Raw genomic sequence first — 24457 nt, forward strand, 5'->3', positions numbered from 1 at the left:
GGAGCGCTCAGGCCAGTTCTTTAAGCTCGAGCCGTTCGAGCAACGCGAGGCGCGCGCGCTCCAGCCGCCCGGGGAGCTCCGGGTCACGCAGATCGTCCGGCGCAAGCTCGTCCGGCCAATGCGCATTGATCACGTCCGAGATGATGCTGAGCCGTGGCTCGTCGACCAGGAAGCGCGGATCGACCGTGGCTGGGTCCGCGACGACGCGCAGGCGCAGGCAAGCCGGTCCGCCGCCGTTGGCCATCGACTGGCGCAGGTCGACGACGAACAGGCTGCGGATCGGGCCATTGCCGGCCGCCAATCGTCCGAGCCAATGCCATACCCGTGGTATCTCGCGGACCTCGCCGGGGAGAATCAGGCCCATGCCTTCTTCGGGGAGCGTCACGAGCTGGGCGTTGAACAAATAGCTTGAGATCGCCTCCTCAAGGCTGACTTCGCTTGCCGGAACCTCGATGACCTGCACGTCGGGCACAAGCCGCTGCAGCGTGGCATAGAAATGGTCGCGTTCCGCGAACGCCTGCTCATGCGCAAGGAGGACATTCTCGTTCGAGACGGCCACGACATCGTTGTGGAAGGCGCCCGCCGCCACGGCTTCCTCCGATTGCGCGACTGTGAGGGTCCGCTCCGGATCGAGCCCGTGGAAGCGCGCCACCGCGCGGCTCGCCTCGACATGCTGGCGCACCGGAAATCCGCCGCCCCTCTGGCCATGGACGAAGATCTCGACGCCGGGCCGGCCATGGGCAGGCGCGATCCGCATATGGTTCGCGGCACCTTCGTCGGCGAAGGTGGCCGGCACCGGATCATGGACGACGAAATGGCGCTGGTCGCCGAATGCCAGCTTGAGCTGCTCTAATGTCGCCGGCCATTCGTGGCTGCGATGCGGCATCGTCCGCAGATTGGCGACCGTCAGATGGCAGCGGCCGTCGCGCGTGTCGGCGGCGGGCGAGACGGTCGCGGCATTGGCCGCCCACATCGCCGAGGCCGAGCAAGCGGCGGCGCGCAGCGACACCGACGCCCGCTCGATGTCCGTGCCGAGCTGCGTCAGCCAGCCGTGGTCGGGGCGAGGGTGGGGGAGGAGAATGCCCTGCGCGAGCCCCAGCGACAGATTGTGGCGCATCTTCGCTATGCCCTCGAGCGCCGCCGCTCTGGGATTGGACACGCTGCCCGCGTTGCTGGTCGAAGCGATGTTGCCGAGGCTCAGCCCAGCATAATTATGGCTGGGGCCGACGATACCGTCGAAGTTGATTTCGCGCAGCATCAGCGGCTCATCGCGAAGAAGGTCTCGCCGGCTTTGATGCGAAGCAATGCGGCGCTGGCACGGTCGAGCAAGGCGCTGTTGTCGGGCGCTACCCGGATGCGGCCGTAGCAGGCCGAGAATCCCGCAAGCACGCCCGAAGCGACGATATGGGGCATGCCCTCGAGATCGTCGGCGGCGCCGGCGAACACCAGCTCCCGCGCTTCGCGGATCGTGCGCACCTGGTCGGTCGCGACCGACATCGTCGGGCCGCCGTCGAAGATGTCGATATAGCAATCGTAAGCGAAGCCCTCATGCTCGAGCATCTTCATCGCCGCGCGCCCGCTCGGGTGCGGCACGCCCATCACGCTGCGTGCGCTTTCGGGCAGCATTGCAGTGTAGATCGGCGTCTTGGGCATCAGATCGGCGATGAACTGGTTGCCGTGCGCGGCGTTGAATTCGTCGGCTCCCTGGAAGCTCATGCCGAAGAAGCGGCCGGCGATCGCGTCCCAGAAGGGCGAGCCGCCGCCTTCGTCGATCACCCCGCGCAGCTCCGCGATGAGACGATCGCCGAAGCGCTTGCGGTGCGCCTTGATGAACAGATAGCGGCTGCGCGCGAGCAGCAGGCCGAGGCCGCCGGCACGCTCGCCGGGATGGAGGAACAAGCCGCCGACCTCGGAAGAGCCGTCGAAATCGCTGACCAATGTCAGCATCTCCGCGCGGAACACTCGTCCCAGCGCTTTCGAGGTCTGCGTGAGGGTGCTGATGCGATAAGAATAGAACGGCATTTCCGCGCCGATCAATCCGAAGATCTGGCACGTGCCGCGCACCTGCCCGGTGTCGTCATTCTCGACCACGAAGACGAACAGATCGTCGGCTTGGATGTCCTCTTCGCGCGCAAAGGCATTTTCGGATCGGACCAGTTTCTCGACCAGAGCGCCGCGATCGGGGGGAAGGTTGGTGAAACCGCCGCCGGTCAGCTTCGCCATCTCGTAGATCGACTGGAAATCGGCGCTGCCGGCAGGGCGGACGCGAAAGCTCACGATGCGGCGCCCGCGGCGAGCCGAAGCAGGCTCAGCGCCGACAATTGCGCGCGCTCGACCAGGCTTTCGACGATCAGATATTCTTCGGCGCTATGAATCGCGCCGCCGCGCACCCCCATCGTGTCGACGATTGGGACGCCGAGCGCGGCGATATTGTTGCCGTCGCAGACTCCGCCGGTATCCCTCCAGCCGATCTCCTGGCCGAGCAGGCGGCCACAATCGCGGACGAGGGCGAACAGCCTTTTCGCAGGCGCATCGAGCGGCTTGGGCGGGCGGTTGAAGCCGCCGTGGAGGGTGACCGCGACATCGTGCTCGCGGGCAATCTCCGCCACGAGGCTGGCGAGCGTCTCCTCAGCGCGGCGCTGGTCGTCCGGCGTTGCCGGCCGCAGGTTGAGGCGCAGGATCGCGCGGTCCGGGACGATGTTGTTCGGGCCGCCTCCGTCGATCCGAGCCGGATTGATTGTCAGCCCCGGCCGAGCGCAGCGCGCAAGGCGCAGCGCGAGGTCCGCCGCGGCGACGATCGCGTTGCGTCCGTCGCCGGGATTGCGCCCGGCATGGGCGGCGCGCCCTTCGACAAGGATCGAGAAATTGCCGCTTCCGGGCCGCGCCCCCGCCAAGGTGCCGTCGGGCAGCAGCGCGGGTTCGTAGGTGAAAGCGGCCTGCTTGCCGCGCGCGGCCTGGGCGATCAGCGCCGCCGAGCCGGGCGAGCCGACCTCCTCGTCGCTGTTGATCACCACTTCATAGCCGAGCTGCGCGGCCTGCGGCGCGCCCTCGATCGCCTGAAGCGCCGCAAGCATCACCGCGATGCCGCCCTTCATGTCGGCGACACCAGGCCCTCGCAACGCACCGTCGCTGCGCCAGTCGAGGCTCTGGAAGGGGTGGTCGGCCGCGAAGACGGTATCCATGTGACCGGTCAGCAGGAGCTGCACCGGCGCGTGCGGGCGCACGGCGAGGTGCAGATTTCGCCCATGCTCGACAGGCCGCGTTCGGCCCGTCTCGTCGAGCAGCTCGACCGGTGCCGGCTCGCGCAACGCAAGCTCGCCCGGCAGCGCCGCGAAGGCGTCGGCGAGCGCGGCCGCCATTTGCGCAAGCCCGCCGGAATTGGTGGAGCCGCTGTTGAGCGCGGCCCAGCTTTGCACCTGATCCAGCATCGGTCGTTCGGCGCAGCGCTCGATCGTTGCGGCCTCGGTGGCGGAAAGCCCACTCATCGGAACATGTTTAGTCCGGATCAGCTCCTAAAGCCACTCGCGGAATGCCTCGATCACCTCTTCGTACAGCGGCTGCTTGAATGGCACGATCATCGCGGGAAGCTCGGCTGGGTCGGCCCATTTCCAGGCGCGAAACTCCGGGTCCGCGGTGGCGATGTTGATGTCGGCGTCGGTGCCGAGGAAACGGGCGAGGAACCAGCTCTGGCGCTGGCCACGCCAGCGACCCTTCCACAATTTGCCGATCAGATCGTGGGGCAGGTCATAATGAAGCTCGACCGGGCAGCGCGCGACGATCTCGACCTTGGATCGGGCAATGCCGGTTTCCTCTTCCAGCTCGCGCAGCGCGCCCTCCACCGGATCCTCGCCCTCGTCGAGCCCGCCCTGCGGCATCTGCCATGCTTCCAAGGTGCTATCGAGCCGCTGCCCGACGAACACCTTGCCCTCCTTGTTGAGCAGCATGATGCCCGCGCCGGGCCGGTAGGGGAGGTCGTTCTTCGCGGTCATTCGCTCTGTCTCCTTGGCGCTCGCGCCTGTTCCGTTTTGGCTCCATCGCCGATGAACTGTTGTCGCATCAAGGCGCGATTGCCATATCGGGCTTCGTCTGCCTGGCGCCGCGCATCAAAGCCGGGAAATGTTCTGCCACATCGGCCGGCTTGCGTGGCGAATCACTATCGCGGTTGGCGGCCGAAAGAGGGGATGCTTCTTACTTCGCCGGCGCGCTAACGCTTTGATTGTCGTAGCGCTAATCGGACGGTAGAGATGGGCGCCAAACACTGAAGGAAGAATGATGGCGACAGCCACTCACTTGCTAACGCCGGAAGAGGCTCGCGCCGACAATCCGCTCGAAGCGGTCGTCGTGCGTTTCGCGGGCGACAGCGGCGACGGAATGCAGCTTACTGGCGGGCAATTCACGCTGTCGACGGCGCTGGCCGGCAATGACCTCGCGACCTTCCCCGATTTCCCGGCCGAGATCCGCGCGCCGCAGGGGACGACGTTCGGCGTTTCGGCATTCCAGATCAATTTCGGCTCGGCCGCGATCGAGACCGCCGGCGACGAGCCCGACGTGCTGGTGGCGATGAATCCGGCCGCCCTCAAGGTCAACGTCGATGCATTGAAGCCCGGCGGGCTGATCATCGTCGACGAGGGCGAGTTCGGCGCGCGCAACCTCGCCAAGGCCGGCTATGACCAAAATCCCCTCGAGACCGACGCACTGGCCAAATGGCAGGTGATCTCGCTCAACATCAGCCAGCTGACGCTCGACGCGGTCAAGCCATTCGGCCTCGGCAACAAGGAAGCGCTTCGGTCCAAGAACATGTGGACCCTGGGCCTCGCGCTGTGGATGTTCGATCGCGACCGCAAGCCGATCGAGGATTGGCTGAAGTCGAAGTTCGCCAAGGCACCCGAGCTTGCCGAAGCCAATATCGCGGCGCTCAACGCCGGCCACGCTTATGGCGAGACCGCCGAGATCGGCGGCCAGCTCCACCAGCATCATATCGCTCCGGCCCCGGCCGAGCCCGGCCTCTACCGTACCGTCACCGGCGCTGAGGCCGTGTCGATCGGCCTCGTCGCAGGCACCACGCTCGCCGGGCTGCCGATGTTCTTCGGCGGTTATCCGATCACGCCGGCATCGGCGATCCTGCACCATCTCTCGCGCCTCAAGGAATATGGCGTCACCACTTTCCAGGCCGAGGACGAGATCGCCGCGATCTCGAGCGCGATCGGCGCGAGCTTCGCGGGTTCGCTCGGCGTCACTTCCTCCTCGGGCCCCGGCATCGCGCTCAAGGGCGAGGCGATGGGCCTCGCGATCATCGCCGAGCTTCCGCTGGTGATCGTCAATTCGCAGCGCGGCGGCCCGTCGACCGGGCTTCCGACCAAGACCGAGCAATCCGATCTCTACCAGGCGGTCTATGGCCGCAACGGCGATGCGCCGCTGCCGGTGATCGCCGCGCGCTCGCCCGCCGATGCGTTCGAATGCGCGATCGAGGCATGCCGCATCGCAACCCAATATATGACCCCGGTGATCCTGCTGACCGACGGCTATATCGCCAATGCGGCCGAGCCGTGGAAGGTGCCGGACATGTCGGCTTACCAGCCGTTCCCGGTGACGTTCCACACCGATCCGCCGGCGGAAGGCGAGAGCGTCCGGCCCTATGCGCGCGACGAGAAGCTCGCCCGGGTTTGGATCAAGCCCGGCACGCCGGGCCTCACGCACCGCATCGGCGGCATCGAGAAGAACCAGGTGACCGGCCATATCGATTATTCGCCGGCCAACCACCAGGCGATGACCGACATTCGTGCACAGAAGGTGCAGGGCATCGCGGCGTCCATCCCCGAGCAGGACGTCACCTTGGGCGAGCCCGGCGGCCGGCTCGCCGTGGTCGGCTGGGGCTCGACCTTCGGGCCGATCCACCAGGCGGTGCGCCGCGCGCGCCGCAAGGGCCTCGACGTCAGCCACATCCATGTCCGTCATATCTGGCCGCTGCCGACCAACCTCGGCGATTTGCTGCACAGCTATGATCGGGTTATCGTCCCCGAGATGAACAACGGCCAGTTCAAGACCGTGCTTCGCGACCAGTATCTGGTCGATGCCAAGCCAATTCTCAAAGTCTCCGGCCAACCGTTCAAGATCGCCGAGATCGAAGCGGCGATAGAGGAAGCCCTGCAATGAACGAGATGACCAAGCTCACCGCGAAGGATTTCGCGACCGACCAGGAGGTGCGCTGGTGCCCGGGCTGCGGCGATTACGCCGTGCTCAAGGCGGTGCAGCGGACGATGCCCGAAATCGGCGCGCGGCCTGAAAATACGGTGTTCATCTCCGGCATCGGCTGCTCGTCGCGCTTCCCTTATTATATGGAGACCTATGGTTTCCACACGATCCACGGTCGCGCGCCGGCGATCGCGACCGGGCTCAAGCTCGCCAATCCCGATCTCGACGTCTGGATCATCACCGGCGACGGCGATGCGCTGTCGATCGGCGGCAACCACACGATGCACATCCTGCGCCGCAACCTCGACTGCCAGATCCTGCTGTTCAACAACGAGATCTACGGGCTGACCAAGGGCCAATATTCGCCGACCAGCCGGGTCGGGACGCGCTCGCCCTCGACGCCGTTCGGCTCGGTCGACCGGCCGGCGAGCCCGTGCGCATTCGCTTTGGGATCGGGCGCGCGTTTCGTCGCGCGCGGCATCGACGTCAGCAAATATCTGCCCGACGTGCTCAAGGCGGCGCATGCGCACCGCGGCGCGAGCTTCGTCGAGATCTTCCAGAATTGCATCGTCTACAACGACGACGTCTTCGCGCCGTTCACCGCCAAGGAATTCGCGGTCGACAAGCAGCTCTGGCTGAAAAAGGGCGAGCCGATGCTGTTCGCCGACGGCACCAAGGGTCTCGCGCTCGACCGTGAAGCGCTGGCGCTGAAGGTCGTCGACGTCGAGAATGGAGACTGGCAGGCCGCCAGCGTGCTCGTCCACGATCCGGTCAATCGCTCGGTCGCGCATATGCTCGTCGAGATGCAGTTCGGCGTCTTCCCGATGGCGCTCGGCGTCCTCTACGAAGACGAGCGGCCGACGTTCGACAGCGCGATCATCGAGCAGAATCAGGCGGCGAGCGCAGGCAAAGCGCCCGATCTGCAGGCGCTCGTCGCCAAGGGCCAGAGCTGGGAAGTGACCAAGGAGCCGCGCGCGATCTAAGCGCGGACCCGGTCCGCCCATGCGGACGATCTGGAAATTACCCTGCGAACGGGGTTATAACATCCGTTCGGAGGTGGGGCGTGAACCAGCAGTCGAGCCATCGCGGTGGACATCTGCTCGCGGCCGATCGCGGCTTTGCGACTGGGGGCGGGCTGTTCGCGCGGCTGACGGCGGGCGGTTTCCGCAAGCTGCTCGATCGCATCGACGCTGGTCTGCTCGAAGGCGGAATCGACGCAACCCTGCCCGACGGCGCGCGGCGGCTTCTCGGCGGCCGCAAGGCCGGCGCGATGCCGGTGGTGCGCCTTCATTCGTGGCGCGCGCTCGTGCGGCTCGTCACGTCGGGCTCGGTCGGCTGGTACAAGGCATGGAAGCTCGGCGAATGGTCGAGCCCGGATCCGGTCCCCTTGTTCGACCTGTTCGTGCGCAACGGCGTCAGCCTGGGCGAGCTAGGCCGGGCGAAAGGTTTCCCGCGGCTGGTCAACCGCATCGCCCACGCCTTTCGCGACAATGACAAAAGGGGATCGCGCCGCAACATCGAATTCCACTACGACCTCGGCAACGATTTCTACAGCGCCTGGCTCGATCCGAGCATGACCTATTCGAGCGCGATCTTCACCGCTCCGATCGCCTCGACCGAGCCGCTCGAAGCGGCGCAGGCGCGCAAGATCAGGACCTTGCTCGACCGGCTCGATCTCAAGCCCGGCGATCATCTGCTCGAGATCGGCTGCGGCTGGGGCTCGCTCGCCGAGATCGCCGCCCGCGACTATGGCGTTCGCGTCACCGGCCTGACCTTGTCGAGGGAGCAGAAGGCCTATGCCGATGCGCGGCTGAGCAAGCTCGGGCTCGCCGACCGCGTCTCGATCGAGATCCAGGATTATCGCGACGTGCAGGGCCGCTTCGATGCCGTCGCCAGCGTCGAGATGGTCGAGGCGGTCGGACAGGCATATTGGCCCTCCTATTTGCAGTCGATTGCACGCGTGCTCGAGCCGGGCGGCAAGGCCGCGCTACAGCTCATCTCGATCAGCGAAGCGCTGTTCGACGGCTATGCCGCCAATACCGATTTCATCCAGGCGTACATTTTTCCGGGCGGGATGCTGATCAGCGAGCAGAGGTTTCGCGCGATCGGCGAGGCCTGCCGGCTCGAATGGCACGACCGCAAGGGCTATGGCCTGCATTACGCCGAGACTCTGAAGCGCTGGCGCGAGCGTTACGAAGCAGCGGTGGGGGAAGGGCGCCTTCCCGCCGGCTTCGACCAGAGCTTCCACGAGCTCTGGCTCTATTATCTGATGTATTGTGAAGGCGGCTTCCGAGGCGGCGGGATCGACGTTGCGCAGGTCACGTTGGTCAAACGCTAGTTGGTCGTGCAGCTAGCTGACTTCGAGCCTGTACCCACTTTCGAAATCGCTCTTGAGCAATGCGACGATCGCGTCGCCGACGGCGCTCGCCGGCTTGAGCGTGGCCGGATCCTCTCCCGGAAAGGCGCGCGCGCGCATCGCCGTCGCGGTCGCGCCCGGATCGACGATCGCGGCCTTGAGCGAGCCAAGATCGCGGTTTTCGTCGGCGTAGCTCAGCACCAAGGTCTCGAGCGCGGCCTTGGAGGCGCCATAAGCGCCCCAGAAAGCGCGCGGATGGGCGCCGACGCTCGAGGTCACCGCGAGCAGGCGCCCGGCCGGGCTGTTGCGCAGCAGTGGGTCGAAGGTGGCGATCAGCGCCTGCTGGGCGAGCAGGTTCAAGGTCAGCAGCTGGTTGAATTCCTTGCCGTCGATGTGCGGCACCGGGCTCAGCGAGCCCAGCATGGCGGCGTTGAGCACCAGCAGGTCGAGCGTTTTCCAGCGCTCGGCCACCGCGACGCCGAGCCGCGCGATGCTGTCGCCGTCGGTAAGGTCGAGCGGAGCGATCGTCGCGGTCCCACCAGCATCGTGGATGCGGCCCTCGACCTCCTCGAGGGCGCCGGTCGTGCGGGCGGTGAGGACGACATGCGCGCCCTCGCGCGCGAACGCCTCAGCGGTGGCGGCGCCGATGCCGCGGCTCGCGCCGGTGACCAGCGCGACTTGACCCTCGAGCAGTCCCGGCATCAGGCGTAACGTTCGGCCAGCAATGCGAGCTGGTCGGCCGGCTCGCTTTCCTCATGATCGGTGAGCCGGGTAGGATAATCGCCGGTGAAGCAGGCGTCGCATTGCTGCGGCTGGCTCTCGTCGCGCTCGCCTTCGCCGAGCGCGCGGTAGAGACCGTCGATCGAGACGAACGCGAGGCTGTCGGCATTGATATAGTCGGCCATCTCGGCGACGCTCATCTGCGCGGCGAGCAGCTTGGCGCGCTCGGGCGTGTCGACCCCGTAGAAGCAGCTGTGCCGGGTCGGCGGCGAGGCGATGCGCATATGGACCTCGCGGGCGCCGGCATCGCGCAGCATCTGCACGATCTTCAGGCTCGTCGTCCCGCGCACGATCGAATCGTCGATCAGCACGAGCTTCTTGCCCTCGATCAGCGCGCTGTTGGCATTGTGCTTGAGCTTGACGCCGAGGTGGCGGACCTGGTCGCCGGGCTGGATGAAGGTGCGTCCGACATAATGCGAGCGGATGATGCCGAGCTCGAACGGAATGCCCGATTGCTGGGCGTAGCCGATCGCCGCCGGGACGCCGCTGTCGGGCACCGGCACGACATAATCGGCCTCGACCGGATTTTCGATCGCCAGCTCGGCGCCGATCTGCTTGCGCACCGAATAGACCGAGGAGCCGTCGACGATCGAGTCGGGGCGCGCGAAATAGACATGTTCGAAGACGCACGGGCGCGGCCGTACCGCTGCGAACGGGCGGTGCGATTTGACGCCGCGATCCGAGACGATGATCACCTCGCCCGGCTCGACCGAGCGCAGATAGGTCGCACCGACGACGTCGAGCGCCACCGTTTCGGAGGCGAAGATATAGGCATCGCCGAGCCGCCCCATCACGAGCGGACGGATGCCCAGCGGGTCGCGGCAGGCGATCATTCCCTCGCTGGTTAGGCAGATCAGCGAATAGGCGCCCTCGACCTGCTTCAAGGCGTCGATGAACTTGTCGAGCAATGTCCGATAGGTCGAGGTCGCGATCAGGTGGATGATCACCTCGGTGTCGGACGTCGACTGGAAGATCGAGCCGCGCCGGTTGAGCTCGCGCCTGATCTTGAGCGCGTTGGAGATATTGCCGTTGTGCGCGACCGCAAAGCCGCCCGAGCTCAGGTCGGCGAACAAAGGCTGGACGTTGCGCAGCGCGGTTTCGCCCGTGGTCGAATAGCGGACGTGACCGATCGCGGTGCCGCCGGCGAGACTGCGGATGATGTCGTCGCGGTCGAAATTGCCCGCGACATGGCCCATCGCCCGATGGGTGTGGAACGCACGGCCGTCATAGCTCGTGATGCCGGCGGCTTCCTGGCCGCGGTGCTGCAGCGCGTGCAGGCCGAGCGCGACGACGGCCGATGCCGTTTCGGCGCCCCAGATGCCGAATACGCCGCATTCCTCGCGCAATTTGTCGTCGTCAAATGGGTTGGTCGTCAGCATGGTTCGCGCGTTGCTCCCGATCGCCGCTCATATAGGAAGCCGCCCCGGCTTTGTCGCCTCTTGTTACAAATTGATGTCGATTTCCTATCCATCGGGCAATTTTCCGGCCAAGCTGCCCCGGATGCGGGAGGAGGCAGGGAAGGATAGAGGATGCGCAAGGCGCTGATCCTTCTTACGCTCCTCGCCGGCTGCTCGCGCGAGCCGGAACCTGGCAACGGCCAGGCCGTGCACCGCGAGCCAAGGCCGCAGCGCACGGTCGGCCAGCTGCGGAGCCTGACCGGCCTCTACGAAAGCGGCGATCGCCGGTCGCCAAGCCAATTGTGCATCATCCAGCGCCGGCGAAGCGCCGACTTCGGCCTCGTCATTCGCGGCCCCGGCACGGCAAGTTGCGCCGGCAGCGGCACGGTGCGGCGGATCGGGCGGCGGCTGCGCTTCACGATGGCCGGCGAATCGCGCTGCACGCTCAACGCGACGATCGACCATCTCAGCATCGTCATGCCCGCGAGCGCGCCGCGCGGCTGCGCTTATTATTGCGGCTCGCCCGCGCGGCCCACGAATGTGCGGTTGACCCGGAATGGCGGCACGAAGGATGCGGCGTTGCGGGCCAAGGATCCGGTCGGCGAACCGCTTTGCTCCGGCGAATCAGGGAGCGGCCACAAATCAACCTCGTTGCAACACAGGAGGCGCCATTGATCATGATTTCCGGCGGATGCCATTGCCGTGCGGTGCGCTTCGAGGCGGAGGTGCCGCGCGAGGTGGTGGTGCTCGATTGCAATTGCTCGATCTGCGCAATGACCGGCTTTCGTCACCTGATCGTCCGCCACGAGCATTTCCGCCTGCTGCAGGGGGCGGAGGACTTGTCGCGCTATCGCTTCGGCACTCTCGCCGCAGAGCATCTCTTCTGCCGCATCTGCGGGATCAAGAGCTTCTATCAGCCGCGCTCCCACCCGGAGGCCTGGAGCCTCAACCTCAACGCGGTCGATGACATCGGGGCGCTGAGCATCACGGCCGTGCCGTTCGACGGCCGCAACTGGGAAGAGGCGCGCGCCGGGATCGACTGACCGGCGTCCGACGGCTTGCCCAGCGCCGAATCGCCAGCCTACAAAGCGCCAGACCAGGAAATTGGGCCAGGAAATCGGGGGGAGTGCTGAATGGACGTTGCGCTATCGGACGAACAAAGCAGCGACCGCAAGCGCGACAGGCTGGTCATCGTCGCCTCGACCCTCGGCACCGTCTTCGAATGGTATGATTTCTTCGTCTACGGCACATTGGCGGTGCTGCTTGCGGACAAATTCTTCCCGACCGGCAATCCGGCCGTCAGCTTCCTCATTTTCCTCGCGAGCTTCGGCGTCGGGTTCGGCATGCGGCCGCTCGGCGCGATCCTGTTCGGCTTTCTTGGGGACAGGCTCGGGCGCAAATATACGTTCCTGGTCACGATCACCCTGATGGGCCTCGCGACCGCGGCGGTCGGCATCCTGCCGACCTATGCGCAGATCGGCCTCGCGGCGCCGATCATCCTGGTCGGCCTGCGCATCCTCCAGGGCCTGGCCCTCGGCGGCGAATATGGCGGAGCTGCGATCTACGTCGCCGAGCATGCGCCGGCAGCCAAGCGCGGTTTCTACACGAGCTTCATCCAGTCGGGCGTGATCGGCGGCTTCCTGCTCAGCCTGGTCGTCGTGCTGGTCTCCAACGCGTTCGTCGACCCGGCCGAATGGGAGGCGTGGGGCTGGCGCGTGCCGTTCCTCTTCTCGCTGCTCTTGCTCGCGCTCTCCTTGTGGGTGCGCTTGAAGCTCAAGGAGAGCCCGGTCTTCCAGACGATGAAGGAAGAAGGCAAGCTCGCCAGCAATCCGCTCGCCGAAAGCTTCGACAGCTGGACCAAGGTCAGGCTGATCCTGGTCGCGTTGTTCGGCATTGCCGCCGGGCTGACGGTGATCTGGTATACCGCGCAGTTCCAGTCGCTCTATTTCCTCCAGAACACGCTGCGGGTCGAGGACAATGCCGCGCGGCTGATCGTCGGCACGGGCGCGGTGTTCAGCCTGTTCTGGTTCATCCTGTTCGGCTGGCTTTCGGACAAGGTGGGACGCAAGAAGCCGATCGTGATCGGCTATGTGCTGGCGCTGCTCCTGCTGTTCCCGTTGTTCCACTGGATGGCGGCGGCCGCCAATCCCGAGCTGTCGCAGGCGATGGCGCGCAACCCGGTGGTCGTGACCGGCAGCGACTGCCGCTACGATCCGTTCGCCACCAAGGGGCAGGCCACGCCCTGCGGCCGCGTGCTCGACATATTGTCGAAGAAGGGCATCGCTTATTCGACCCGCACCGGCGATCCGGGCGCGCCGCCGAGAGTCGCGATCGGCGGAGCGGTCGTCGACGCCGCTGATCCGGCCGTGTTCGACGCCGCGCTCGACGCAGCCGGCTACAAGATCGCCAAGACGGTGCCGACCTTGCCTCAGGCGGTGCAGGTGGTGCTCGCGCTCGTCATGATCGGCCTGTTCTCGGGCATGACCTACGGCCCCGCCGCAGCCTTGCTGGTCGAATTGTTTCCGGCCAGGATTCGCTACACCTCGATGTCCGTGCCTTATCATATCGGCACCGGCTATTTCGGCGGCTTCCTGCCGTTCATCAGCCAATATATCGTGGCGCGGACGGGCGATCCGTTCGCGGGCCTCTGGTATACGATCGCGGTGGTGGCGATGGCGCTGGTCGTGACTTTGCTGTGGTTGCCCGAAACCGCGGGCAAGGAGTTGGACTAGCAGGCGGCGCGGCGGTATCCGCGCAGTCGTGACGCATTTTCCTCTTCGGCTCCGGATCGACGGCGCCGCGCTCGTCGCCAACTGGCGGTGGCTCGCGCAGCAAAGCGGCGACGCGGCGTGCGGCGCCGCGGTCAAGGCGGACGGCTACGGCCTGGGCGCACGCGAGACGGTGAACCGGCTCGCCGATGCCGGCTGCCGCGATTTCTTCGTTGCGACCTGGGCTGAGGCCGAGGCCTTGATGCCGTGGCCGGAGGAGCTCGCATTGTCGGTGCTCCACGGCGTCGGCAAGGATGATCTCCCCGACGCACTGGCATCGCCGGCGCGCCCGGTGCTCAACAGTGCGTTGCAGGTGGCGCGGTGGCGCGAGGCGGCGCCGGGCCGCAGCTGCGACGTGATGATCGACACCGGGATGAACCGGCTCGGCTTGAGCGACGAAGAGGCGCGCTTGGGCCTGCTCGACGGGCTCGTCATCGACACCTTGATGAGCCATCTCGCCTGCGCGGACGATCCCGAGCATCCGCTCAACCTGGCACAGCTGCTGCGTTTCCAGAGCCTCAGCGGCGCCGTCGCGGCCCGGCGCACCAGCCTTGCCAATTCGGCCGGCATCTGCCTCGGCCCGGCCTATGCGTTCGATCTCACCCGTCCCGGTCTCGCGCTTTACGGCGGCATTCCGGTCGCCGGTGACAGCCGGCAGGAGCGGGCGATCCAGCCGGTCGTCTCCGTCGAGGCGCAACTCGTCCAGCTTCGGCGCGTGCTCCCCGGCGAGACGGTCGGTTACGGCGCCACGTTCGTCGCCGGATCGCCGCTCCAGATCGGGATCCTCAACCTCGGCTATGCGGACGGCTATCTGCGCCAGCTCGGCCCCTACGGCACAGTCCGCGCCAACGGGCGTATGTTCGCGATCGCGGGCCGCGTGTCGATGGACCTCATCGCTGTCGACCTCAGCCATCCGATCGGCGGACAAAAGCTCGATCGTTGCGAGGTGGCGGAAGGGGATTGGCTGACGATCGACTATCGCCTTCCGGAGGTGGCGGAGGCTTCGGGACTCTCGCAATATGAGCTGCTGACGGGGCTCGGCTCACGCTTCGAGCGCATCTGGAGCTGAAATCCCGCTCTTCGGCAAGGAGCCACAGAACCGTTCCGCCGTCCGTTCGTTCACGGGTCCGATAGCTCACCACCAAGGACAGCGGCTTGGCGACCATCGCGCATCTCTCTGACGTCCATTTCGGCCATCACGACCCGCAGCTGGTCGCGTCGATCGAAGCCTTGCTCGCCGACAAGAAGCCCGACCTCATCGCGATTAGCGGCGATCTCACCCAGCGTGCCCGGGTCAGGCAATTCCGCCTCGCCTGCGAATTCCTCGACCGGTTGCGCCAGCAAGGGCATCAGCTGCTCGTCGTTCCGGGCAACCACGACGTTCCGCTCTACGACATCTTCCGCCGCTTCGCCCGGCCGCTCCATCGCTACCGGCGCTTCATCGGCGAGGATCTATGCCCTTATTGGGAAAATGGCGAGCTGGCGGTGCTCGGCATCAACACCGCGCGCTCGCTGACCCTGAAGCACGGCAGCGTTTCGCGCGAGCAGATGGAGCGCATCCGCGACGAGTTCGCGCGCGCGGGGGACCGGCTGCGGGTGCTGGTGACTCACCATCCATTGCTGGCAATGCCGCTCGACGATGATAATGGGCCGACGCGGGTCGCGAAGCGCAGCAATGATGCCCTGCTTGCCGCCGCCGAAGCCGGCGTCGACCTGCTGCTCGCCGGCCATTTCCATCGCACCTTCTCGAAATCGGCGCGCGACATGGTCGACAATGTCGGTCCGGCGCTGATCGTCCAGGCGGGGACTGCCACATCGACGCGGCTGCGAGGCGGGGAGCAACAGAGCTTCAACTGGATCGAAGCCCACAAGGATGGCATCGATCTGACGGTCTACGCTTGGCAAGGCGAGGCGTTCGCACCCGGACGGCCGGCGCGGTTCGTCTACGACGGGACGAATTGGCACGGCGCGACCGCGCGGGCCGCATGAAGCCTATCCCGCGGCCCTAGCGGGCATCAAAGGGGTCAGGGGCGCCTGGTCAGTCGCGCTCGACGCACAAGGCGATGCCCATCCCGCCGCCGATGCACAGGGTCGCGAGGCCCTTCTTGGCGTCGCGGCGCTCCATCTCGTAGAGCAGGGTGGTCAGCACGCGCGCGCCCGATGCGCCGATCGGATGGCCGATCGCGATCGCGCCGCCGTTGACGTTGACCTTTTCCGCATCCCAGCCGAGCTCCTTGCCGACCGCCAGCGCCTGCGCCGCGAACGCCTCATTGGCCTCGATCAGGTCGAGATCGGCGATCGTCCAGCCGGCCTTTTCGAGCGCGCGGCGGCTGGCCGGCACGGGGCCGATCCCCATGATCGAGGGATCGACGCCTGCCGATGCGAAGCTCTTGATGCGCGCCAGCACCTTGGCGCCGCGCTGCTCCGCGTCCTCGCGCGACATCAGCACCAGCGCCGCCGCGCCATCGTTGATTCCCGAGGCGTTGCCGGCGGTGACGCTGCCGTCCTTCTTGAACGCGGGGCGGAGGCCGGCGAGCGCGGCGATCTCGACGCCCTCGCGGATGAACTCGTCGCGGTCGACGATCGTCTCGCCCTTGCGGCTCTTGATCGTCACCGGGGCGATTTCGCCGGCGAAGCGGCCGTCGCGCCGTGCCGCCTCGGCCTTGTTCTGCGATCCCGTGGCAAAGCGGTCCTGCTCCTCGCGCGTGATCTGATATTGCTCGGCGAGATTCTCGGCGGTGATGCCCATGTGATAGGCGTTGAACACGTCGGTGAGGCCGTCTTTGATCATCGTGTCGACCAGCTCGACATTGCCCATCTTGGCGCCGGCGCGAAGGTGCTGCGCATGCGCCGACAGGCTCATGCTCTCCTGCCCGCCAGCGACGACGATGCGAGCATCGCCCGCCATGATCGATTGCGCGCCGACCGCGACAGCGCGAAGGCCCGATCCGCACACCTGGTTGAGGCCCCAGGCCGGAATTTCCTTCGCGATCCCGGCCGCCATCGCTGCCTGTCGCGCCGGGTTCTGGCCCTGCGCGGCGGTCAGCACCTGGCCGAGGATGACTTCGGACACTTCGTCGCGCGATACCGCGGCCTGTTCGAGCGCGGCCTCGATCGCAACTCGTCCAAGCTCGTGCGCCGGGGTCGCGGCAAAGGCTCCGAGAAATGCGCCAACCGGCGTGCGCTTGGCGGCAGTGATGACGACATCGACCACTTATATTCTCCTGAAAGGAAGCGTGGCTGCGCCCTATCAGCTGGCGGGCTGAAGCGAAAGCCAGGCCGAAAGCGGTTCCCACAGGGCGGTCCGCGCGCGGCTGCCGACGACCATGCCGACATGGCCCTGGGCAAGCGCAATCTGCTCGCCGCTGCGGATCGCAGTGCCGTGCGGCACGATCCGGTCGGTGGTCGAGGCGACGTGCAGTTGCGGGCAGGCGAGCGCTGCCGGATCGATCGCCCGTCCGCCGACCCTCCATTGGGTTTGCCCGGTCACGTCCTGCGCAAAGAAACCTTCGAACATCTCGCGCGCGGCGGCGGCGCTGATCGGCGGCCCATCATTGGCCCAATCCTCGAGCCTCACGAACGCCTGCGCTTCGGGACTGCCGGAGGGCATTTCGGCGAAGGCTTCGAACTTGCCGATCGTGCGCGCGGGATCGAGGTTCCAGAAGGCCGATTGCAGCGCCTCCATCGGTAGCACGCCGAGCGCGCCCACGCTCGGCTGCGCGGCGGCCCAGACGTCCGCCATCATCTTGAGCGCCTTCCGCGGATAAGCGGCGAAGTGCCAGGGTGCCGCGATCGTCGCGACGGCGCGGGCGGGGGCGAGCGCCGCCGCCGCGACCGCCATCGTGCCGCCGAGGCAATAGCCGAGCAGCAGCGGCGGTGCGCCGACTTCGCTCATCATCGGGACGATCACCTGCCGGACATGGTCGGCGACGGTCATGTCGCGCCGTCCAAGGCTGTCGTCGCCCCAGTCGAGCAGAAGCACGTGATGGCCGCGCCGCGCCAGCCAGCGCAGCAGCGATTGCTGCGCCTCCAGGTCGAGCACGTTCGGCGGATTGATCAGCGAGGGGATCACGAGCAGCGGCGCCCCGTCTCCGCCATAATCGCGAAGCCTGGCGCCGTGCAGCTCGGCCACCACCGGCATCGGCTCCGGGGGCGGGGCGCGCTCGGCCTCCTGATAGGCGCGCAGGCCCTTCAGCGCCTGCTGCATCCGCTCCGGCTTTGCTGCAGTTTCGCTGCGCAGCATTGCCAGGAAGAGGGTTAAGGGGCGGGGCTTGTGTTGCGGTGCAGTAAGCTTCGGTGCTAATGAGGATCCGAGAAGATTCAAAGGATTGCTCATGGCGGCTTCAGCGCCCAAGGATGACGTGGTCATCATCAAGAAATACGCCAATCGGCGGCTCTATAACACCGAAAGCTCGACTTACATCACGCTTGAACATCTCGCCGTGATGGTCCGCGAAAAGCGCGAGTTCAAGGTGCTCGACGCGAAGAGCGGCGAGGACATCACGCACAACGTGCTGACCCAGATCATCATGGAGGAAGAATCGCGCGGCACGACGATGCTGCCCGTCAACTTCCTGCGTCAGCTGATCGGCATGTACGGCGATTCGATGCAGTCGATGGTGCCGCAATATCTCGAAGCATCGCTCGAGGCGTTCCAGCGCAATCAGTCGCAATTCCGCGATGCGATGGCGGGCGCGTTTACCAGCGGACCCTTCGCCGAGTTGGCGCGTCGCAACATGGAGCTGTTCCAGGGCGCAGCCGCCACCGGTGCCAAGCCGAAAGATCCTTCGCCAGCCGAGGGCGACACGAAGAGCGAGCTCGCCGAACTCAAGGCGCAGCTTGCGGCGTTGCAGCAGAAACTGGACAAGCTGGGCGACTAGCCGAGCCGAGCCTCGCCCCGCTGCCCTGAAACAAGGCGGCGCGCACTGCGCCGCCTACAGTGGTTTGACGAACTTCAACGTCATCCGGTCGCTCTCGCCGATCGCGACATATTTCTCCCGGTCGACGGCGCCCTTGGTGAGCACCGGCGGCAAGGTCCACACGCCATCGGGCCAATCGGCGGTGTCCTTGGGATTAAAGTTGATCGGGGACTCGCCGGCGAGACGGAAGCCGGCTTTCTCGGCGAGGCGCCGGACGGTCGAAACCTTGACATAGCCGCTGGTCTTTTCGCGCGCCGCATCGCCATTTTCGGGCAGGCGGTGGTCGACGACGCCGAGCACGCCTCCCGGCTTCAGCATCGCGTAGATCTGGCGAAACGCATCGTCGGCGAACGGCTTGTCGCCCATCTGCCAATTGTGGACGTTGCGGAAGGTGAGCACGACGTCCGCCGTCCCCGCCGGCACCACGTCCTTGCTCGAGCCGATCGGGAAGGGTGCGGTGCGGATGTGGCCGTAAAGCGCGGGCTTGGCCGCGGCGAGCTCTCGCACTTTCGCCAGGTTCTTTTCCGGCGCGACCGCATAATAAGTGCCGCCGCCGTGCTTGACGTAAGGCGCGAGGATCTCGGTGTACCAGCCGCCGCCCGGCCACATCTCGACGACCGTGTCGTCGGGCTCCACGCCGAAGAAGGCGAGCGTTTCGACCGGATGGCGATATTTGTCTCGCGCGACATTGGCGGGCGTGCGGGTCGGGGAGGCGACGACCTGCTCGAGCGTCTTGCGCTCGGCCGAGCTCAACGCTTCACCCTTGTCCGCGAACGCGCCGGCGGCCGCGGCGCCGAGCGCGAGAACGGCGACGAGGGCGGATCCGGCGATTGCATGGCGCATCGTTCAACTCTCCTTGCATGAATTGCTCAATTCATGGCGGAGGCCCAGCGAAGGCGCAAGCGGATCGAGCGGAAAGCCTAGAGCATCGTGCGCAAAAGTGGGAACCGGTTTTGCGCAGCAAACGATGCGGTAACAAACGTTAGAGCGGGATGCGTGATCCAGATATCGCGCATTCCGCTCTAGAGGCAGGCCTCGAGATAGGGCTGGTCGAAGCCGAACATCTTGGCCTTTTCGAGCGTGTAGGGGCGTAGACCCATCGAACGATATTCGCCGATGATCTTGCCGTCGCTCGTCTCGTCGAGATATTCGAACTTGAACAATTCCTGGGTGACGATGACGTCGCCTTCCATCCCGATCACCTCAGTGATGTTGGTCGTGCGGCGGCTGCCGTCGCGCAGGCGCTTCACCTGGACGATGAGGTCGACCGAATCGGCGATCTGCCGGCTGATCGCTTCCTTGGGCACCTTGATGTCCGACATCATCACCATATTCTCCATACGAGCCAGGCATTCGCGCGGGCTGTTGGAGTGGAGCGTGCACATCGAGCCGTCGTGGCCGGTGTTCATCGCGGCGAGCATGTCGAAACATTCGGCGCCGCGGATCTCGCCGAGGATGATGCGGTCGGGGCGCATACGCAGCGCGTTGACGACGAGGTCGCGGATCGAGATCGCGCCCTGGCCCTCGAGGTTGGGCGGGCGGGTTTCGAGCGGAAGCCAGTGCGGTTGCTGCAGACGAAGCTCGGCCGCATCCTCGATCGTGATCACACGCTCGCCGGGGTCGATCATCTTCGACAAGGCGTTGAGCATCGTCGTCTTGCCCGAACCGGTGCCGCCCGAGATGATGACGTTGAAGCGGCTGGCGCCGGCGATCTTGAGGCAGGTGGCCATCTTCTCCGACATCGATCCGAAGCCGCGCATCATGTCGATCGTGATCGGCTTCTCGGAGAATTTACGAATCGAGATGGCGGTGCCGCGCAAGCTGAGCGGCGGGACGATGACGTTGACGCGGCTGCCGTCGGCGAGACGGGCGTCGGCGAGCGGCGTCGTCTGGTCGACGCGGCGGCCGACCTTGTTCACGATCCGCTGGGCGATCTGGAAAAGGTGCTCCTCGTCGCGGAACTGGATGCTGGCAAGCGTCAGCTTGCCCTTCTTTTCGACATAGGTCTGGTTGGGGCCGTTGACCATGATGTCGCTGATTTCGGGATCGTTGAGCAATTCCTCGAGCGGGCCCAGGCCGAGCAACTCGTCGACCAGCACCTTCTCCAGCGCGAACTGCTCGCGCCGGTTGAGGTTGATCTTGAGCTCGCCGAGCACCTCGCCGATGATCGGGCGGAATTCCTCGGCCAGTTCGTCCTTCGACAGGGTCGCCGCGGCCTCGGGATCGACTCTCTCGAGGAGCCGCGGCAGGACCTGCTCCTTGATGCGATGGATCGAGGCTTCGAAACCCTCGTTGCGCGAAACGCCGGCTTCGCCGGATGCCGCCTGGCGGTCGGCAAGCCGCGACATCGCATCGCTATGATCGGGACCGAGGCTCGAAGGCGAGACGTCCTCGCTCGGCAGCGGCACCGAATCGATCGGCGGAAACTGATCGCCACCCTCGGTGGGCAGCGCGACCGAGCCGCCCTTCATGGGGCGCGCAACGCCGAACGAGGGGCGCTGTCCTGCGGCCCCACCGGTGCCATTGCGTCGTCCGAATGCACTCATCGTGTACGAACCTCACCTATTCCGCGTCAAAAATCACTGGCGACGGATGGTGAATAGGCAGGAAACTTTGACAATTAGCTAACCGCGCGCCGCGGCCGGAAGCGCAGCGCAGGTTCGGCCGTGATCGGCCGGCATTTCTAATGGGAAATGAAAGGGGTGAGACGTCTCAGCGCGGCGCGTCAGGCGGGCTGCGTGGCCTTTTCCGCGAGCACGGTCAGCCCGCGCTCGTTGACTTCGGCAAAGCCGCCCTCGATCGCAATCCGCTCGGGCTCGCCGCCGTTGGTCCGGTAAATGGCGAGATCGCCATTGCGCACCGTCGACATATAGGGAGCATGGCCCGCGAGCACTCCGAAGTCTCCTTCGGTGCCGGGGACGACCACCATATAGACGTCGTCGGACCGGATCAGTCCTTCCGGGGTCACGAGCTCAAAATGCAGATCGGCCATTCGTTCGACTCCCCCCTCCCGCTGGCGGGAGGGGCAGGGGGTGGGCAATCTCGGGAGCGGGCCGGGCCCACCCCCAACCCCTCCCGCAAGCGGAAGGGGAGTTCCTCGCTAGGCCGCTTCGGCAGCCAGGCGCTGGGCCTTTTCGACCGCTTCTTCGATGCCGCCGACCATGTAGAAGGCCGCTTCGGGCAGATGGTCATATTCGCCGTTCACCACCGCCTTGAAGCTGCGGATCGTATCCTCGATCTGGACGAACTTGCCGGGGATGCCGGTGAACACTTCGGCGACGTGGAACGGCTGCGACAGGAAGCGCTGGATCTTGCGGGCGCGCGAGACGGTGAGCTTATCTTCCTCGCTGAGCTCGTCCATGCCGAGGATCGCGATGATGTCCTGGAGCGACTTGTAGCGCTGCAGGATCTCCTGGACGGCGCGGGCGGTCTCATAATGCTCCTGGCCGACGGTACGCGGCTCGAGCACGCGGCTCGTCGAATCGAGCGGATCGACCGCGGGATAGATACCGAGCTCCGAGATCGCGCGCGACAGCACGGTGGTCGCGTCGAGGTGGGCGAAGCTGGTCGCCGGGGCCGGATCGGTGAGATCGTCGGCGGGCACGTAGATCGCCTGCACCGAGGTGATCGAGCCCTTGTCGGTCGACGTGATCCGCTCCTGCAGTGCGCCCATGTCGGTCGACAGGGTCGGCTGATAGCCCACCGCCGACGGGATACGGCCGAGCAGCGCCGACACTTCCGAGCCGGCCTGGGTGAAGCGGAAGATGTTGTCGATGAAGAACAGCACGTCCTGGCCTTCCTGATCGCGGAAATATTCGGCGATCGCGAGGCCCGACAGCGCGACGCGGGCGCGGGCGCCCGGCGGCTCGTTCATCTGGCCGTAGACCAGGGCGACCTTGGAGCCTTCCGAGGTGGCATTGCCGTCCGCGTCCTTGGCGATGACGCCGGCGTCGAGAAATTCGTGATAAAGGTCGTTGCCCTCGCGGGTGCGCTCGCCGACGCCGGCGAACACCGAGGTGCCGCCGTGGCCCTTGGCGATGTTGTTGATCAGCTCCTGGATGAGCACGGTCTTGCCGACGCCGGCGCCGCCGAACAGGCCGATCTTGCCACCCCTCGCATAAGGCGCAAGCAGGTCGATGACCTTGATGCCGGTGACGAGGATCGCCGATTCGGTCGATTGCTCGACGAAGGTCGGCGCTTCCGCGTGGATCGGGGCCGAGACGTCGCTGCCGATCGGGCCGCGCTCGTCGATCGGCTCGCCGATCACGTTCATGATGCGGCCGAGCGTCTTCGGGCCGACCGGGACGCGGATCTGCGAGCCGGTGTCCATCACTTCATGGCCGCGGGTCAGGCCGTCGGTCGAATCCATCGCGATCGTGCGGACGGTGTTCTCGCCGAGATGCTGCGCGACCTCGAGCACGAGCCTGGTGCCATTGTTGTTGGTCTCGAGCGCCGAGAGGATGTTGGGCAGCTCGCCTTCGAAGGTGACGTCGACGACCGCGCCGATCACCTGGCTGATGCGGCCGACATTGTTGGTGGTAGGGGCGGTTGCGGCACTTGCCATGGTCTGCTTCCTTGCCTTCTAGACTGTTAGAGCGCTTCGGCGCCCGAGATGATTTCGACGAGCTCGGTCGTGATCGCGGCCTGGCGCGTGCGGTTGTACTGGATGGTGAGGCGGTTGATCATGTCGCCGGCGTTGCGCGTCGCATTGTCCATCGCGGTCATGCGGCTGCCCTGTTCGGACGCGGCATTCTCGAGCAACGCGCGATAGATTTGCACTGCGACGTTGCGCGGGAGGAGGTCTGCGAGAATCTCTTCCTCGTCCGGCTCATACTCGACGCCGGCGGAAACGCCGGTCGCGGCTGCCTTCGGCGGCACTACCACCGGAATGAGCTGCTGATCGACCGGCTCCTGGACAAGGGCGGAGCGGAAGTGCGCGTAGAAAAGATGCGCGATGTCAAACTCGCCGTTGTCGAAACGCTCGACGATCTCGGCGGCGATCGCCTGGGCGTCCGAGAAAGCGACCTGCTTGATCGCGCCAGTGTCATATTGATGGACGATCTGGCGCGGGTAGAGGCGGCCGATCACCGCGCGGCCCTTGCGGCCGACGAGGTAGAAAGTGACCGTCTTGCCCTGCGCGGTCAGCGCGTCGGCGGTGCGGCGCGCGGCGCGAACGATGTTCGAGTTGAACGCACCGGCGAGGCCGCGGTCGGAGGTGCAGACGACCAGCAGATGCCGGTCGTCCCTGCCGGTGCCGGCAAGCAGGCGCGGCGTCTGGTCGCTGACCGAGACGGTGCTGGCGATGCTTTGCACGACGCTCTCGAGCCGCTCGGCATACGGCCGCCCAGCGACGGCGGCGAGCTGCGCGCGGCGCAACTTCGCGGCCGCGACCATCTTCATCGCCTTGGTGATCTTCTGGGTCGACTTGACCGAGGCGATCCGCCCTTTGAGTGCCTTGAGACTGGCCATCTAGCTACCGTGTTCCTAGTTCGTCACCCTCGCGAAGCGGATGACGGATTGGGTTACGCAAACGTCTTCGCGAAATCGCCGAGGATCGCCTTCAGCTTGTCCGAGGTCGCGTCATCGAGCGCCTTGGTGTCGCGGATCGTCGCGAGCACTTCCGCGTGGTCGCTGCGGACATGGCTCAGCAGCGCGCTTTCGAAGCGGACCACCTGATTGACCGGCAAGGTGTCGAGGAAGCCGTTGACCCCGGCGAAGATCGAGACGACCTGCTCTTCCATCGGCATCGGGCTGAACTGCGGCTGCTTGAGCAGCTCGGTCAGCCGCGCACCGCGGTTGAGGAGGCGCTGAGTCGAGGCGTCGAGATCGGAGCCGAACTGCGCGAAGGCGGCCATTTCGCGATATTGCGCGAGCTCGAGCTTGATCGAGCCCGACACCTTCTTCATCGCCTTGGTCTGCGCCGCCGAGCCGACGCGGCTGACCGAGAGGCCGACGTTGATGGCCGGACGGATGCCCTGGTAGAAAAGCTCCGTCTCGAGGAAGATCTGGCCGTCGGTGATCGAGATCACGTTGGTCGGAATATAG

The 24457-nt window shown here is 66.0% G+C and carries 22 protein-coding genes and 1 pseudogene; 9 read left to right on the forward strand and 14 right to left on the reverse strand.

Annotation, left to right across the window (positions count from 1 at the left end; translation table 11 throughout):
* Positions 1 to 7: 7 nt before the first annotated feature.
* From V6M48_RS03365 to V6M48_RS03380, 4 genes are read right to left on the reverse strand one after another with little or no spacing between them, the layout of a single operon-like run.
* Complete coding sequence (locus V6M48_RS03365; RefSeq protein ID WP_332811132.1) at positions 8 to 1261, reverse strand: N-succinylarginine dihydrolase; 1254 nt, start codon at positions 1259 to 1261, stop codon at positions 8 to 10.
* Positions 1258 to 2277, reverse strand: coding sequence for an arginine N-succinyltransferase (locus V6M48_RS03370; RefSeq protein ID WP_332811112.1), 1020 nt, complete (start codon positions 2275 to 2277; stop codon positions 1258 to 1260). The genes V6M48_RS03365 and V6M48_RS03370 overlap by 4 nt, the downstream gene beginning before the upstream one ends.
* Complete coding sequence (locus tag V6M48_RS03375) at positions 2274 to 3485, reverse strand: hydrolase (protein ID WP_332811113.1); 1212 nt, start codon at positions 3483 to 3485, stop codon at positions 2274 to 2276. The genes V6M48_RS03370 and V6M48_RS03375 overlap by 4 nt, the downstream gene beginning before the upstream one ends.
* Positions 3486 to 3512: 27 nt before the next feature.
* Positions 3513 to 3989, reverse strand: a complete 477-nt coding sequence (locus tag V6M48_RS03380) for an RNA pyrophosphohydrolase (RefSeq protein WP_332811114.1) — start codon at positions 3987 to 3989, stop codon at positions 3513 to 3515.
* A gap of 283 nt (positions 3990 to 4272) precedes the next feature.
* On the opposite strand from V6M48_RS03380, the gene V6M48_RS03385 reads away from it, so the two are divergent.
* The 3 genes from V6M48_RS03385 to V6M48_RS03395 all read left to right on the forward strand — a co-directional run bounded on the left by V6M48_RS03385 (position 4273) and on the right by V6M48_RS03395 (position 8530).
* On the forward strand, positions 4273 to 6153 hold the full coding sequence (locus tag V6M48_RS03385; RefSeq protein WP_332811115.1) for a 2-oxoacid:acceptor oxidoreductase subunit alpha: 1881 nt from the start codon (positions 4273 to 4275) through the stop codon (positions 6151 to 6153).
* Positions 6150 to 7175: a 2-oxoacid:ferredoxin oxidoreductase subunit beta gene (locus tag V6M48_RS03390; RefSeq protein ID WP_332811116.1), complete on the forward strand. Its 1026-nt coding sequence runs from the start codon at positions 6150 to 6152 to the stop codon at positions 7173 to 7175. The genes V6M48_RS03385 and V6M48_RS03390 overlap by 4 nt, the downstream gene beginning before the upstream one ends.
* 80 nt (positions 7176 to 7255) lie before the next feature.
* Positions 7256 to 8530, forward strand: a complete 1275-nt coding sequence (locus tag V6M48_RS03395; RefSeq protein ID WP_332811117.1) for a cyclopropane-fatty-acyl-phospholipid synthase family protein — start codon at positions 7256 to 7258, stop codon at positions 8528 to 8530.
* Positions 8531 to 8542: 12 nt separating this feature from the next.
* Here V6M48_RS03395 and V6M48_RS03400 read toward each other — a convergent pair whose 3' ends face one another.
* Entirely contained in the window at positions 8543 to 9250 is a 708-nt protein-coding gene (locus V6M48_RS03400) for an SDR family NAD(P)-dependent oxidoreductase (RefSeq protein WP_332811118.1), read from the reverse strand.
* Positions 9250 to 10707, reverse strand: coding sequence for an amidophosphoribosyltransferase (purF, locus tag V6M48_RS03405; RefSeq protein WP_332811119.1), 1458 nt, complete (start codon positions 10705 to 10707; stop codon positions 9250 to 9252). Before purF ends, V6M48_RS03400 begins: the two co-directional genes overlap by 1 nt.
* 150 nt (positions 10708 to 10857) lie before the next feature.
* On the opposite strand from purF, the gene V6M48_RS03410 reads away from it, so the two are divergent.
* The 5 genes from V6M48_RS03410 (at position 10858) to V6M48_RS03430 (ending at position 15482) form a co-directional block, all read left to right on the forward strand.
* A complete protein-coding gene (locus tag V6M48_RS03410; protein ID WP_332811120.1) occupies positions 10858 to 11400 on the forward strand; it encodes a hypothetical protein in 543 nt (180 codons plus the stop codon).
* Between the two features lie 2 nt (positions 11401 to 11402).
* Positions 11403 to 11768, forward strand: coding sequence for a GFA family protein (locus V6M48_RS03415; RefSeq protein WP_332811133.1), 366 nt, complete (start codon positions 11403 to 11405; stop codon positions 11766 to 11768).
* A gap of 90 nt (positions 11769 to 11858) precedes the next feature.
* The gene (locus V6M48_RS03420) at positions 11859 to 13457 is read left to right on the forward strand and encodes an MFS transporter (RefSeq protein ID WP_332811121.1); all 1599 of its coding nucleotides are present in this window, start codon (positions 11859 to 11861) and stop codon (positions 13455 to 13457) included.
* Positions 13458 to 13485: 28 nt separating this feature from the next.
* Positions 13486 to 14562 carry an alanine racemase gene (alr, locus tag V6M48_RS03425; protein WP_332811122.1) on the forward strand — a complete coding sequence of 359 codons (1077 nt, stop codon included), beginning with the start codon at positions 13486 to 13488 and terminating at the stop codon, positions 14560 to 14562.
* 86 nt (positions 14563 to 14648) lie between these two features.
* A complete protein-coding gene (locus tag V6M48_RS03430) occupies positions 14649 to 15482 on the forward strand; it encodes a metallophosphoesterase family protein (protein ID WP_332811123.1) in 834 nt (277 codons plus the stop codon).
* A 49-nt stretch (positions 15483 to 15531) separates the two neighbouring features.
* Here the strand turns inward: V6M48_RS03430 and V6M48_RS03435 are convergent, their stop codons facing one another.
* On the reverse strand, positions 15532 to 16707 hold the full coding sequence (locus V6M48_RS03435) for an acetyl-CoA C-acetyltransferase (protein WP_332811124.1): 1176 nt from the start codon (positions 16705 to 16707) through the stop codon (positions 15532 to 15534).
* A 36-nt stretch (positions 16708 to 16743) separates the two neighbouring features.
* Complete coding sequence (locus V6M48_RS03440; RefSeq protein WP_332811125.1) at positions 16744 to 17700, reverse strand: alpha/beta hydrolase; 957 nt, start codon at positions 17698 to 17700, stop codon at positions 16744 to 16746.
* Positions 17701 to 17827: 127 nt separating this feature from the next.
* Here V6M48_RS03440 and phaR point away from each other — a divergent pair, with 127 nt between their 5' ends.
* Positions 17828 to 18373 (forward strand): polyhydroxyalkanoate synthesis repressor PhaR, encoded by a 546-nt coding sequence (phaR, locus tag V6M48_RS03445; RefSeq protein ID WP_332811126.1) that lies wholly within the window; start codon positions 17828 to 17830, stop codon positions 18371 to 18373.
* A gap of 54 nt (positions 18374 to 18427) precedes the next feature.
* Here the strand turns inward: phaR and V6M48_RS03450 are convergent, their stop codons facing one another.
* From V6M48_RS03450 to V6M48_RS03475, 6 genes and pseudogenes are all read right to left on the reverse strand, one after another.
* Positions 18428 to 19255, reverse strand: coding sequence for a class I SAM-dependent methyltransferase (locus V6M48_RS03450; RefSeq protein ID WP_332811127.1), 828 nt, complete (start codon positions 19253 to 19255; stop codon positions 18428 to 18430).
* A 179-nt stretch (positions 19256 to 19434) separates the two neighbouring features.
* Complete coding sequence (locus V6M48_RS03455; RefSeq protein WP_332811128.1) at positions 19435 to 20958, reverse strand: CpaF family protein; 1524 nt, start codon at positions 20956 to 20958, stop codon at positions 19435 to 19437.
* A 179-nt stretch (positions 20959 to 21137) separates the two neighbouring features.
* A complete protein-coding gene (locus V6M48_RS03460; RefSeq protein ID WP_332811129.1) occupies positions 21138 to 21404 on the reverse strand; it encodes an ATP synthase F1 subunit epsilon in 267 nt (88 codons plus the stop codon).
* 108 nt (positions 21405 to 21512) lie between these two features.
* On the reverse strand, positions 21513 to 22976 hold the full coding sequence (atpD, locus tag V6M48_RS03465) for a F0F1 ATP synthase subunit beta (RefSeq protein ID WP_332811130.1): 1464 nt from the start codon (positions 22974 to 22976) through the stop codon (positions 21513 to 21515).
* A gap of 26 nt (positions 22977 to 23002) precedes the next feature.
* Positions 23003 to 23881 (reverse strand): F0F1 ATP synthase subunit gamma, encoded by an 879-nt coding sequence (locus V6M48_RS03470; RefSeq protein WP_332811131.1) that lies wholly within the window; start codon positions 23879 to 23881, stop codon positions 23003 to 23005.
* 53 nt (positions 23882 to 23934) lie between these two features.
* A pseudogene (locus V6M48_RS03475) lies at positions 23935 to 24457 on the reverse strand (F0F1 ATP synthase subunit alpha); the annotation flags it as partial.

The organism is Sphingomonas sp., assembly GCF_036677245.1.
GTDB lineage: Bacteria > Pseudomonadota > Alphaproteobacteria > Sphingomonadales > Sphingomonadaceae > Allosphingosinicella.

Bases quoted from the DNA above. Each gene is read 5' to 3' on its own strand.
- V6M48_RS03375 (WP_332811113.1), bottom strand. From the start codon at position 3,485: ATGAGTGGGCTTTCCGCCACCGAGGCCGCAACGATCGAGCGCTGCGCC.
- V6M48_RS03380 (WP_332811114.1), bottom strand. From the start codon at position 3,989: ATGACCGCGAAGAACGACCTCCCCTACCGGCCCGGCGCGGGCATCATG.
- V6M48_RS03385 (WP_332811115.1), top strand. From the start codon at position 4,273: ATGGCGACAGCCACTCACTTGCTAACGCCGGAAGAGGCTCGCGCCGAC.
- V6M48_RS03390 (WP_332811116.1), top strand. From the start codon at position 6,150: ATGAACGAGATGACCAAGCTCACCGCGAAGGATTTCGCGACCGACCAG.
- V6M48_RS03400 (WP_332811118.1), bottom strand. From the start codon at position 9,250: ATGCCGGGACTGCTCGAGGGTCAAGTCGCGCTGGTCACCGGCGCGAGC.
- purF (WP_332811119.1), bottom strand. From the start codon at position 10,707: ATGCTGACGACCAACCCATTTGACGACGACAAATTGCGCGAGGAATGC.
- V6M48_RS03410 (WP_332811120.1), top strand. From the start codon at position 10,858: ATGCGCAAGGCGCTGATCCTTCTTACGCTCCTCGCCGGCTGCTCGCGC.
- V6M48_RS03415 (WP_332811133.1), top strand. From the start codon at position 11,403: ATGATTTCCGGCGGATGCCATTGCCGTGCGGTGCGCTTCGAGGCGGAG.
- V6M48_RS03420 (WP_332811121.1), top strand. From the start codon at position 11,859: ATGGACGTTGCGCTATCGGACGAACAAAGCAGCGACCGCAAGCGCGAC.
- V6M48_RS03440 (WP_332811125.1), bottom strand. From the start codon at position 17,700: ATGCAGCAGGCGCTGAAGGGCCTGCGCGCCTATCAGGAGGCCGAGCGC.
- phaR (WP_332811126.1), top strand. From the start codon at position 17,828: ATGGCGGCTTCAGCGCCCAAGGATGACGTGGTCATCATCAAGAAATAC.
- V6M48_RS03450 (WP_332811127.1), bottom strand. From the start codon at position 19,255: ATGCGCCATGCAATCGCCGGATCCGCCCTCGTCGCCGTTCTCGCGCTC.
- V6M48_RS03455 (WP_332811128.1), bottom strand. From the start codon at position 20,958: ATGAGTGCATTCGGACGACGCAATGGCACCGGTGGGGCCGCAGGACAG.
- V6M48_RS03460 (WP_332811129.1), bottom strand. From the start codon at position 21,404: ATGGCCGATCTGCATTTTGAGCTCGTGACCCCGGAAGGACTGATCCGG.
- atpD (WP_332811130.1), bottom strand. From the start codon at position 22,976: ATGGCAAGTGCCGCAACCGCCCCTACCACCAACAATGTCGGCCGCATC.
- V6M48_RS03470 (WP_332811131.1), bottom strand. From the start codon at position 23,881: ATGGCCAGTCTCAAGGCACTCAAAGGGCGGATCGCCTCGGTCAAGTCG.